8 protein-coding genes are annotated in these 12,338 nt (G+C 61.1%); 2 read left to right on the top strand and 6 right to left on the bottom strand.

All coding sequences use genetic code 11. From position 1 onward, the window contains the following. Positions 1-8: 8 nt before the first annotated feature. Together HMPREF3149_RS07785 and HMPREF3149_RS07790 are read left to right on the top strand one after the other, a co-directional pair. Positions 9-485, top strand: coding sequence for a MarR family winged helix-turn-helix transcriptional regulator (locus HMPREF3149_RS07785; RefSeq protein ID WP_070537357.1), 477 nt, complete (start codon positions 9-11; stop codon positions 483-485). Beyond that, positions 486-4,424: a Pls/PosA family non-ribosomal peptide synthetase gene (locus tag HMPREF3149_RS07790; protein ID WP_070537358.1), complete on the top strand. Its 3,939-nt coding sequence runs from the start codon at positions 486-488 to the stop codon at positions 4,422-4,424. A gap of 7 nt (positions 4,425-4,431) precedes the next feature. Here the strand turns inward: HMPREF3149_RS07790 and HMPREF3149_RS07795 are convergent, their stop codons facing one another. The 6 genes from HMPREF3149_RS07795 to HMPREF3149_RS07810 form a co-directional block, all read right to left on the bottom strand. After that, a complete protein-coding gene (locus HMPREF3149_RS07795) occupies positions 4,432-6,090 on the bottom strand; it encodes a metallophosphoesterase family protein (RefSeq protein ID WP_070537359.1) in 1,659 nt (552 codons plus the stop codon). Between the two features lie 172 nt (positions 6,091-6,262). Beyond that, the gene (gene ppk2, locus HMPREF3149_RS07800; protein ID WP_042532401.1) at positions 6,263-7,162 is read right to left on the bottom strand and encodes a polyphosphate kinase 2; all 900 of its coding nucleotides are present in this window, start codon (positions 7,160-7,162) and stop codon (positions 6,263-6,265) included. A gap of 362 nt (positions 7,163-7,524) precedes the next feature. Continuing rightward, a complete protein-coding gene (locus HMPREF3149_RS13755) occupies positions 7,525-7,629 on the bottom strand; it encodes a porin (RefSeq protein ID WP_210385430.1) in 105 nt (34 codons plus the stop codon). 59 nt (positions 7,630-7,688) lie between these two features. After that, on the bottom strand, positions 7,689-7,865 hold the full coding sequence (locus tag HMPREF3149_RS13610) for a PorH family porin (RefSeq protein WP_168162192.1): 177 nt from the start codon (positions 7,863-7,865) through the stop codon (positions 7,689-7,691). A 485-nt stretch (positions 7,866-8,350) separates the two neighbouring features. Continuing rightward, complete coding sequence (groL, locus tag HMPREF3149_RS07805; protein WP_070537360.1) at positions 8,351-10,000, bottom strand: chaperonin GroEL; 1,650 nt, start codon at positions 9,998-10,000, stop codon at positions 8,351-8,353. 274 nt (positions 10,001-10,274) lie between these two features. Beyond that, positions 10,275-12,248 carry an OPT family oligopeptide transporter gene (locus HMPREF3149_RS07810; protein ID WP_070537361.1) on the bottom strand — a complete coding sequence of 658 codons (1,974 nt, stop codon included), beginning with the start codon at positions 12,246-12,248 and terminating at the stop codon, positions 10,275-10,277. Positions 12,249-12,338 lie beyond the last annotated feature (90 nt).

The following is a 12,338-nucleotide window of genomic DNA, read 5'->3' on the forward strand; positions in this document are numbered from 1 at the left end:
TCATCGGCATGTCTTCATCAAATTCTGTTACTATTCCTACCGCTCTGTTGGAGTCCCCCTCCTTCCAGTTGGAGCGCCTCCGCCGCCGCACCCGCGATGGCGTCGAGGCCGCGCTGCAGACCCAGCAGACCACGCTGCGCGAATACTGGGTGCTCACCTGCCTTGTCGCAGACGCTGCGTCCTCCCAGTCCGCGCTGTCTGAGACCTTGGCCATCGATGCCTCCGACATGGTGCGCCTCCTCGACTCGCTGGAGTCCCGCAACTGGGTCAAGCGTGAGCGCGACGCCAAGGACCGCCGCCGCCAGATCATTGCCGCCACCAAGAAGGGCGTGAAAGCCCACAAGGAGCTCGCCGCGCTCGTCGCCGAGGCAGAGGACGCTGCCCTTGACGAGTCCACGAACAAGCAGCTCAAGCACCTGCGCAAGTTGGCAAAGGCCATCATCGCGGCAGACGCCCCCGGCGATGGCGAAGGTGGTGATGCCTAAATGGAGGAATCCGATACTAGCCAGGGCCGCCACGCCCTGAAGACCGAGGAACCCCGCGTTCCTGAGCAGTACCTCCTCGGCTCCGAGGCCGCACCGTCCCGCACCTTGTGGGACATCGTGCGCACCTCCGCGGAGCTGTACCCGGACGCCGCAGCCCTCGATGACGGCGAGATCCTCACCTACGCTGAGCTGCTTGCCGACGTCTCCGCCTGGGCCTCCGAGCTCCACGCTAACGGCGTGCGCCGCGGCGACCGCATCGGCATCCGCATGACCTCCGGCAAGCGCGAACTCTACCTGGCCATCCTGGCCACGCTCGCCGCCGGTGCTGCCTACGTGCCTGTTGACGCCGACGACCCGGACGAGCGCGCCGAGATGGTCTTCGGCGAGGCTGACATCGACGGTGTGTTCACCGACGAGGGCTTCCGCATGCTGCGCGAGCGCGGCGGAAACGACACGGGCTCCAAAGCAGACGACGTGGCCTTTGATGAGCCGCGCCCGGAGGACACCGCGTGGATCATCTTCACCTCCGGTTCGACCGGCAAGCCCAAGGGCGTGGCCGTGAGCCACCGCTCGGCGGCCGCCTTCGTCGACGCCGAAGCCGCCCTCTTCCTGGTTGATAGCCCGCAGGGCCCACTCGGCCCGGATGACCGCGTCCTGGCCGGCCTGTCCGTGGCATTCGACGCCTCCTGCGAGGAAATGTGGCTGGCGTGGGGCCACGGCGCTTGCCTGGTCCCGGCCCCACGCTCCCTCGTGCGCTCCGGTATGGACCTAGGCCCGTGGCTCATCCGCCGTGACATCACGGTGGTCTCCACCGTGCCGACCTTGGCCGGTCTCTGGCCCGCCGAGGCTCTGGATAACATCCGCCTCCTCATCGTCGGCGGCGAAGCTTGCTCCCAGGAGCTCACGGACCGCCTGGCCACCGACGAACGCGAAATGTGGAACACCTACGGCCCCACCGAAGCCACCGTCGTGGCCTGCGCAAAGCGCATGTTGCCCGGCCAGCCGGTATCGATTGGTTTGCCGCTGAATGGTTGGGATCTGGTGGTCGTCGATAAGCACGGCGCCCCCGTGAACATCGGTGAGGTGGGCGAACTCGTCATTGGTGGTGTAGGCCTGGCTGCCTACCTGGACCCCGTGAAGGATGCGGAGAAATATGCGCCGCTGGAGTCCATGGGCTGGGAGCGCGCCTACCGCACCGGTGACCACGTGCGTCTGGAAGAGGACGGTCTGTACTTCGTGGGCCGCGTCGATGACCAGGTCAAGATTGGTGGCCGCCGCATCGAGCTTGGTGAGGTGGAGGCCAACGTGGCCGCCCTGCCGAACGTGTACAACTCTGCCGTCGCCGTGCAGAAGACGCCCGGCGGCGAGTCCGTGCTCGTCGGCTACGTCTCACTGGATGACCCTGACCTAGGCTTCGACCACGAAGCGGCACACAGCCGCCTAGCGGAAACCATGCCGGCCGCCCTCGTTCCGCGCATTTGCGTGATGGATGAGCTGCCGATTCGCACCTCCGGCAAGGTGGATAAGAAGGCCCTGCCGTGGCCGCTGCCTGGAGTGGGCGTGGAGGCTGCGGGCCTCACCCCGACCGAGCAGTGGCTAGCCGAGCTGTGGGTGGACACCCTCGGTGTGTCCGTCGAGGATGTCAATGCTGATTTCTTCTCCCTCGGCGGCACCTCGCTGGCCGCGGCAACGCTCGTCGGCCGCATCCGCGAGCGCTTCCCCACTGTGGCCGTGCGTGATCTCTATGACCACCCGCGCCTGGGTTCCCTAGCTGAGCAGCTCGCCGGCGCCGAATCCGTTGAGGATGCCGGCCCCGCCCGTGAGGTCAAGCCAGTGGGCGCAGGCACGCGCATTGCGCAGACACTCATTCAGATCCCCGTCATGACGCTCGCCGCTACGACGTGGCTGTCCTGGCTACTGCTGGGCTCCAACGTGGCGAACCTGCTGGGCCTGGACTGGGCCATGACCACCCCGTGGTGGCTCGTGGCCGTGCTCCTCATCATCTTCGTCACCCCGGTGGGGCGCATCCCCATCGGTGGTTTCGGTGCACGTGTGATCACCGCAGGCATCAAACCCGGTGAGTACCCACGTGGTGGCTCCACACACCTGCGCATTTGGGCCGCGGAACGCTGGGCGGATGCCTCCGGTTCGCGCTCTATTGCGGGCGCTACCTGGGTGAACAACTACGCCCGTGCCCTGGGCGTGAAGATGGGCCGCGGCGTGGACCTGCACTCCCTGCCGCCAGTAACGGGCTTGCTCACCTTGGGCAAGCATGCGGCCATCGAACCAGAGGTGGACCTCACCGGCTACTGGCTCGACGGCGACATCCTGCGCGTCGGCGCCATTGAAGTCAAGGAAGGTGCTCGCGTGGGCGCGCGCTCGACCCTGCTGCCAGGCACCGTCGTAGGCAAGGACGCCCACGTCGAGGCTGGTTCCACCGTGACCGGACGCAAGAAAATCAAGGACGGTCAGCGCTGGTCCGGGTCGCCCGCTCAGAAGGTGGGCCGCTCCAAGCACCGCTTCCCGTCCCATGCGCCGAAGCGCCGTCCGTGGTGGGTCGCCATCTATGGCGCGACCTCCATCATGCTGGCCCTGCAGCCCATCGTGGCGCTGGCGGTGGGCACGGCCGTGGTCGTAGGCCTCATTGCTCTGACGGATGGCTCTGCCTTCATCGGCTCCCTGTTCTTCGCGCCATTGGGCGCCTTGGCGGCATTCTTGACATTCATGCTGCAGACCTGGCTCGGTGTCCGCGTGCTCTCGCTCGGTCTCACGCCGGGCGTGGCACCGGTGCGCTCGGCCAAGGGCTGGCGCCTGTGGGCTGTGGAGCGTCTCATGGATGAGGCCCGCACGCAGCTCTTCCCGCTGTACGCTTCCCAGTTGACCCCGACCTGGCTGCGCTCGCTGGGCGCCACGATTGGCAAGGACGTGGAGATTTCCACGGCCGTTATGGTGCCCAAGCTCACCGAGGTCAAGGACGGCGCCTTCCTGGCGGATGACACCATGATTGGTGGCTACGAGCTCGGCGGCGGCTGGATGCTGACCGGTGAGACCAAGGTGGGCAAGCGCTCCTTCGTGGGCAACTCCGGTATCACCGGCCCGGGCCGCAAGCTGTCCAAGAACTCGCTGGTGGCCGTGCTTTCCTCGACGCCGAAGAAGACCAAGTCTGGCGCGAACTGGTGGGGTTCCCCGCCGGAGCGTATGCGCCGCGTTGAGGCCCACGTCGAGGGCGTGGAGGGCGAGTCCCTCACCTACAACCCGGGCTTCAAGGTCAAGGCTGCGCGTGGCGCGATTGAAACCATGCGTCTGCTGGCACCGATGACGTCAGCCATGCTGCTGGCTGGCACGCTGGCCACGCTCTACGCCCTGGCTAGCACCTTTGGTATCGCGCTCGCCTGGGCTCTTGGCGGACTCATCCTCATGGTGGCTGGTGCCATCGCGATGACGGTGACCGTGGCCGTGAAGTGGATCTGCGTCGGCACGCAGACCCCGGGTGACCACCCCCTCTGGTCGGCGTTTGTGTGGCTCAACGAGCTGCAGGACACCTTCGTTGAGGCCGTCGCTGCCCCGTGGTTCTTCACCCACACCTACGGTGCCGGTGAAATCAACCAGGGCCTGCGCGCACTCGGCGTCAAGATTGGCCACGGCGCGTGGATTGACTCCTACTGGTTCCCCGAGACGGATCTGTGCTCCGTCGGTGCTGGTGCCTCCGTGGGCCCGGGCACCGTGGTGCAGACCCACCTGTTCCAGGACCGCGTCATGAGCCTGGACACCGTGACTATCGACGCCGGTGCCACCCTCGCCGCGCACTCCGTCGCGCTGCCGGCCTCCGTCATCGGCTCCACCGCCACGGTGGGCCCCGGTTCGCTCGTCATGCGCGGTGACCAGGTCCCGCGCAACTCCGAGTGGCAAGGCAACCCGATTGAGCCATGGAAGAAGTAGGGACCAATTAACGGGCAAAGTCAACGACATCAATAATCTCGTTGGCTTTGAAATCCCAGGCCTCCACGCGGACGCGGTCAGAGAACACCTTGACCCGCAGTCCGCTGGAGGCCTCTTCCTTTTCCTTAACAACCTTTTCGTCGTGATCGCCATCCGGCAGGTACTCATTGAGAATTGCGCCAGTGTTTACCACGGGGAATCCGGTGCGCCCGGCCTCGCCAGTGCCGTCGTAACGGCGCACACCCCACCAGTTATTCTGCCGAAGGGAAGAATGACTGTGGCTGCTAAACCACACGATGTTGGTGTACTTATTCACTACATTGGACAGGGCTTCAAGGTCCTCAAAGTCGTTCTGATACCAGGCCGAATGGGACATGGACACGGTCTGCGGCAGCAGAGGGTGGCTAAATACCAACGCCGGAGTTCCCTTTTCATCCCAATAGTTCAAACGCTCATCGAGCCAGTCCAATTGTTCCTTGCTCAGCCTCTGGAACGGTTCCTTTCCGCCACGGTCAATGTCGGAATAGTATTCCGTATTGACAGAGATGAGCGGCACACCGTCGACCACAATCTCATTCCATGGTTTGTCCTGGCCTGCGTAGGTGAGGAAGCGCTTCAGATAAGTCTCTGAGCCTTCAGGACCGTACATCTCGTGGTTGCCGATAGTCCACAGCTGCGTTCCCGCAGCATGAGGTGCGTCCTTCTGTGCCTGCAAGAACGTGTCCCACTGCCCTTGGGAACCATCATCCACAATGTCACCATTGAGGACCAACGCACCGGCTGTGTCGTCCATTGCGTTGAGCAGACCAATTGCTTCTTTATAGTCTTCGGGGTCGCCTTGGACATCGGATAATACATCGACAATGGCCTGTGGCTTGCCAGTAACCTCTGGCAGGCGTTTGACAACGCCTACATTATCGACAGCCCACCACCAGTCATCGTTGCCGTTGGCGTAAGTGAACGTGACTTGCATGGACTGCGCGCCTACGGGAACCTCAATAGGCAGCGACTCATGTTTGGAGAAGACATCGCGATCAAACGTGGCAAGAGTCTGCGCTGCGGCCCCGTCAAAGGAGACCTGCACCATAGCGTTTTGGCCTTCTTTTCCTTGGCGATAATGATGATCAAACTCGAGGTTGATGTCACCTTGGCCCGCCACAGGAATGCTCGGGGACGTCAACTGTGCGGTCATGGCATCGGTGTCATTGAGGCGCTGCTGCTTGCTGTCAATAATGACCAGATTGTCGTGGGCTTGAGTAAACCAATGACGCATGTCCGTCTGAGCAGCCCACGTCCAGTCTCGGATCGTTGACGTAGTCCAGCCCTTCCACCGAGCTTCACCAGAGTTTACGCCGTCGACGGAGGAGGACCACCCCTCCGGCATACGGTGCGTAAAGCGGGCGGGATTCTCCAACTCATCAAAGCTCTCGTGCCAGATGACTCGGTTGCCCGTCGGCGTCAGTGGAGTCTCAGCTTCCTCCACGTCCCCCGGAGCGACATCTTCCGGCTTCTTGGAGTTACTTGAGGAATTCCAGTTAAAGAGTGAGGACGAGAAGCTAGACGAAGAGGACAGCGTGCTAAAGGATGACTGGGCAGCCGCTACCGGCGATATGGTGCACAGACCCACGACGGCGAGCGCAGCAGGTGCAAGAAGGTGATATTTCATAATGAAATGGATATCCTGCCTGAGCAACGGCAGGGTAACACTGACATGAACTTTTTGGTCTTTTCTTACACCCACTCATTTCTCTGCCGAGAACTGCACGGAGGCGGCAGGGATTCCCTGCCGCCTCCTTTTTTCTGCCTGAATTGCTGAAAAGGCGCACTAGGCGTGGTGATTAATCACCAATCTGCTCACGACCGCGCTTCACAATCTTCTCATCGACCTGGCCTACGAGCTCGTGGTCCTTGTTCGTGTACTCGAACTTGGACAGTACGTAGCGCATGGCGTTGATGCGGGCACGCTTCTTGTCATTCGACTTGATGGTGATCCACGGGGACTCATCGGTATCCGTGTAGCGGAACTGCTCTTCCTTCGCGCGGGTGTAGTCATCCCACTTATCCAGGGAGGCCAAGTCCATCGGGGACAGCTTCCACTGGCGGACTGGGTCGATCTGGCGAATGGCGAAGCGGGTGCGCTGCTCCTTGCGGGTCACGGAGAACCACAACTTGGTCAGAGAGATGCCTGAGCCCAAGAGCATGTTTTCCAACATCGGAACCTCACGGAGGAACTCTGCATGCTGGGACTCGGTGCAGAAGCCCATGACGCGCTCAACACCGGAGCGGTTGTACCAGGAGCGGTCGAAGAAGACGATCTCGCCGCCGGACGGGAAGTGCTCGATGTAGCGCTGGAAGTACCAGGAGGTGGACTCACGCGGAGAGGGCTTTTCCAGCGCCACGGTGCGGGCACCACGCGGGTTGAGGTGCTCGTTGAAGCGCTTAATGGTGCCGCCCTTGCCGGCAGCGTCACGACCCTCGAAGATGATGATGTGGCGCTGGCCGGTTTCCTTGGTCCAGTTCTGCCACTTCAGCAGCTCAATCTGCAGAGCGCGCTTAATGCTTTCGTACTCGTCGCGCGTCATACGTTCTTCATACGGGTAGTTCTCGCGCCAGGTCTCGACTGGCGAGCCATCCGGCATGATCAGCGCAGGGTCATCTTCATCGGAGTCGTCGACGACGTAGCCGTCGGTCTGTGCAAGGTCGATCTCGGGGAGTTCGTCGTCTTTAATGTCAGCCATGCCCATAATTCTATCTATGAACCAGACATCTGGCTGAGTAAACCTTGCCCCAGCGGCCCCATTTACCCCCACTCTCGAAACAACGGCGGCATCACCACACGTAACCCGCCACAACTACTGCGCTTCTTCCACATGGTGCCCTGAAGATCCAGGGCCTCTAATGACCGGTCCGTACCTGCCACTAACGCCGCGGTACGTTTTCGCAAACAAGTCCCGAAATTCTGGTGTTTACGCTGCCATATTTACGAAAACGTACCGTAGAGCCGACTTCAAGCCCGCACCTCTCGCAAAACATGAGAAACCCCGCTCGCCTTAACAGGCAGCGGGGTTTAACGCTTAGTTCTGCGTGAACAGCGTGCTGTTTAGAGCAGGCCGATCAGGTCGGAAGCGCCGCCGGCCATGTCGCCGAGGTTGTACAGAACGTTCAGAACGAGGCCGATGATGCCGGAGGAAGAAAGGGTACCCATTATAAATCTCCTTGGGATTGAAAGTTTATGTTCTCAGTGCGCCCTAAGGCGCATCAGGCTTACTTGGAGGACAGAGCCTCGAGGCCCTCGGTGTGAACGCCGAAGTCAGCGTCCTCGGAGGTAGCAGCGCCAGCAATGGCGTCGAAGGCGCCAGCAAAGCCCTTGAACAGGTCCTTGATGCCGCCAGCGAAGGTGGCGAAGTTGTCGAGCTGGTCGCCGATGAAAGAAAGATCCATTATGGTCTCCTTTTGTGAAGTCCGGGTAGAAAGTGCCCGGAGGGGGTTTGCGGTTTGCAGACACCCTCAGCGGGCGTCACAAGAAACTATTTTGGCACAGCTCCCCCACATTGCAAGTGGATGCCGGTGTTAATTTTTCGGCCAAACTAGACTCCCACACCAGCATTCAGAAGATGTTATCAATTAACCTAATGTTCACCTTACCTGCGAAAACCCCACTAACTGGGCAAATGCGGAACAGTGGACACACAGATCCAGAATGTGGCCCGAAATACGTAACACCATCCCGTAACCTTCCGATTGAAAGGTGCGCGCAGAACCTGAAAAATCTGAAAAATTTTCCAGCACACTCCGGAAAAATACCCCCATATAGGGTGGAGAAAAGACACGAAAGTGTCTCAACACAGAGAAAGCTCCCCACGGAAAACCGTGAGGAGCATTCTCTTTGATATAGCCATCTGGGACACAACGCCCAGGCATTGAGATTAGAAGCCCATACCGCCCATAGCGTCAGCATCCGGCATACCAGCGCCAGCAGCACCGGCCGGCTCAGGCTTGTCAGCCACCACTGCCTCAGTGGTGAGGAACAGTGCAGCGATGGACGCAGCGTTCTGCAGGGCGGAGCGGGTGACCTTGACCGGGTCGTTGATACCCGCGGCCATGAGGTCGACGTACTCGCCGGTAGCGGCGTTGAGACCCTGGCCAGCCGGCAGGGAAGAAACCTTGTCAGCCACAACGCCCGGCTCCAAGCCAGCGTTCTGAGCAATCTGCTTCAGCGGTGCAGACAGCGCCTCGCGGACAATCTTGACGCCGGTAGCCTCGTCACCAGTGAGGTCAGACAGGGAATCCAGAACCTCAGCGGCCTGCAGGAGTGCTACGCCACCGCCGGCAACGATTCCTTCCTCCACGGCAGCCTTGGCGTTACGCACGGCGTCCTCGATGCGGTGCTTGCGCTCCTTGAGCTCAACCTCGGTGGCGGCACCAACCTTGAGGACTGCGACACCGCCGGCCAGCTTGGCAAGGCGCTCCTGCAGCTTCTCGCGGTCGTAGTCAGAGTCGGAGTTGTCGATCTCGGCGCGGATCTGCTTGATGCGGCCATCAATCTGCTCCTGAGCGCCTGCGCCCTGAACAATGGTGGTCTCGTCCTTGGTGACAACAACCTTGCGGGCCTGGCCCAAGTACTCGAGCTCGGCGGTCTCGAGGGAGAGGCCGACCTCCTCGGAGATGACCTGGCCGCCGGTGAGGATAGCCATGTCCTGCAGGGTGGCCTTGCGGCGGTCACCAAAGCCCGGAGCCTTCACAGCAACGGACTTGAAGGTGCCGCGAATCTTGTTCACGACGAGGGTGGACAGCGCCTCGCCCTCGACGTCCTCAGCGATGATGAGCAGCGGCTTGCCGGTCTGCATGACCTTCTCCAGCAGCGGGACGAAGTCCTTAATGTTGGAGATCTTGGAGGAAACCAGCAGGATGTACGGATCCTCCAGGACTGCCTCCTGGCGCTCCATGTCGGTGGCGAAGTAACCAGAGATGTAGCCCTTGTCGAAGCGCATACCTTCGGTGACCTCAAGATCAACGCCGAAGGTGTTGGACTCCTCCACGGTGATAACGGAATCCTTGTTCACGGAACCGTTACCCACGGTGTACATAGCTTCAGCGATCTTCTCGCCGATTGCCGGGTCAGCGGCGGAGATGCCAGCGGTGGTGGCGATCTCTTCCTGAGTTTCTACTTCCTTGGCGGAGGAGAGCAGGGAGTCAACAACCTTCTTGGTAGCGGTCTCAATGCCGCGCTTGATGCCCATCGGGTTGGAGCCAGCAGCGACGTTGCGCAGACCCTCGCGAACAAGGGCCTGGGCCAGAACGGTAGCGGTGGTGGTGCCGTCACCGGCGACGTCGTCGGTCTTCTTGGCTACTTCCTTAACCAGCTCAGCGCCGATCTTCTCGTAGGGGTCCTCGAGCTCGATCTCGCGCGCGATGGAGACACCGTCGTTGGTGATGGTCGGGGCGCCCCAGGACTTCTCCAGGACAACGTTGCGGCCCTTGGGGCCGAGGGTGACCTTGACGGCGTCGGCAAGCGTGTTGAGACCACGCTCGAGGCCGCGACGTGCCTCTTCATCGAAGGCAATAATCTTTGCCATGTGTTTGTGCTCCTTAAGCTTTGTTGAGGACGACACTCACGTCTGATCTATGACGGACGCCCGCGACGGCACGGCTGGCGAGTGTTCTCCAGCCCCAACCACATAGATGACTCGGTTTATTTCTGGCACTTGCCATGTGGAAGTGCTAGCGACCATTCTGGCACTCAGCCCCGTCGACTGCAAGGTTCAACACGAACGCTATAAGCGAACGGGCGGTGCTTCCGCACCGCCCGCACACAAAGGTACCGCCCGTCATGATTAATGAACCGTGAGTTTAAGAAGCCGCCTTCTTCGAGGTCCACGTGTACGCCGCGGCGATGCCTGCAACAAAGAGAATGATGCCGATGACGTTGGCAGCGGTGCCACCACTAAAGATTTCCAGCGGGGATTCGCCTGCCGACGCCGCAATGATGCCGGCATTAAGCACACCAAATAGGGACTCACCAACGATGAGGCCGGTGGCCAACAGGGTACCCATGCGCTTGCTGAAGTCCGGGTTGGACTGGCGGGAGGCCCAGCGGTTGTAGAAGTAGCCCAAGAGTGCACCAGTCGGCACCACGATGGTGATGGCAGCCGGCAGGTACATGCCCATGCCCACGGCCAACGGTGACAAGGAGTGCTTGCCGGTGAAGTGGCGCAGGCATTCGTCGATGACGATGATGACCGCGCCGATGGCTGCGCCTAGGCCAATGAGATTCCACGGAAGGGAGTTATCAAAGATGCCGGATGCCACCGAGGACATCAGCGCTGCCTGCGGGGCAGCCAGGGCATCCTCACCGGCGCCCTCCATGCCTTGGAAGCCGAAACCGGTCAGCATAATCTGCAGAATCGGCGGGATGACCAGAGAACCAAAGAGGACACCAATAATGAGTGCTACCTGCTGCTTCCACGGGGTAGCGCCCACAAGCTGACCGGTCTTGAGGTCCTGGAGGTTGTCATTGGAAATGGTGGCGATACCGAAGACGATGGCCGCGGTGAACAGCGTGTAGGCCACGAGCGAAAGCGGCTCAGCGTCGGTTCCGCGGGTCACGGCCGCGATGATGAGAGCCGCGACGATGACGGCGATGATGCCGATGGAGGAAATCGGCGAGTTAGAGGCGCCGATAAGACCTGCCATGTAACCACAGACCGAGGCAATGATAAGGCCCACCAAGAGGGTGAAAAGCACGGAGACCGCGATGAGAACAGCCATGTGATCATGGATATCGGTGCCGCGGACGAAGTTCCACAGCAGCAGGCCAATCGGGAACATCAGCACGATGATCGTGCCGATGACGTAGGGAGCGGGAATGTCCTGCTCCACGACGTCGACCTGCTGACCGTCCTTGCGGTTACGGGACGACGCGAAGGACTCGGCCATACCCTTAGCAATCGGGCCAGCGATCTTGATGAGCGTCCAGATGGCGGCAATCGCCATGGTGCCCACACCGACGAAGCGGATCTGGCCGGAGAAGACCGTATCAACGGTCTCCATCACAGTGGCCGGATCACCCAGCCCCTCACCGCTGGTAAAGATCGGCAGCAAGAAGAGGTAGGAGATGACCACGCCCACGAGCATGGCGATACCCACGGCCAATCCAACGAGGTGGCCCACGCCGATGAGCGCCAAGGACAGAGACGTACCCAGCGTCGTGGCACCGGCACCCAATTTGAAGTAGGCAGCAACCTCAGAGGCCGCGGCCTTCATCGCGGCGAGCAGCGCCATAATGGCGGACAGGATGCCGCCGAAGAGGATAACGTGCAGCCCCTTCGTGTTCTCCTCGTGTGCAGCCTCGCCTTCCGTGCCGGTGCTATCGCCCACCTTGAGGACCTCAGCCGCAGCTACGCCTTCTGGGTACGGCAGATCGGAGCCGGTCACCAGCGCGCGGCGCAGAGGGATGGAATACATGACGCCGAGGACACCGCCGATGGCACACACCGCGGCTGTATCGACGAAGGAAAAGCCCTGCCAGTAGCCCACCATGACCAGGCCAGGCAGGACGAAGATGATGGCAGAGAGCGTGCCAGCCGCCGAGGCGATGGTCTGCACGATGTTGTTTTCTTTAACATTGTGCCCGGCAAAGCGACGCAGTACCGCCATGGAAATCACGGCTGCGGGGATGGAGGTGGCGAACGTCAGGCCCACTTTGAGACCCAGGTACACGTTCGCGGCGGTGAAGATCAGAGTGATAAGCCCACCAATGATGATGCCGCGAAGCGTGAGCTCGCGAAGTGTGGACTGGGAACCCTCGGCGGTCGTCGTCGCCATGAAAGGTCCTTTCTAAGGAATACGTACTCGAACCGGGTATATATTACTCCCTACTGTTCAATAGACCGATTTTAGGAGGCGAGTAGGTTG

This window comes from Corynebacterium sp. HMSC05E07, from assembly GCF_001807225.1.
Taxonomy (GTDB): Bacteria; Actinomycetota; Actinomycetes; order Mycobacteriales; family Mycobacteriaceae; genus Corynebacterium; species Corynebacterium singulare.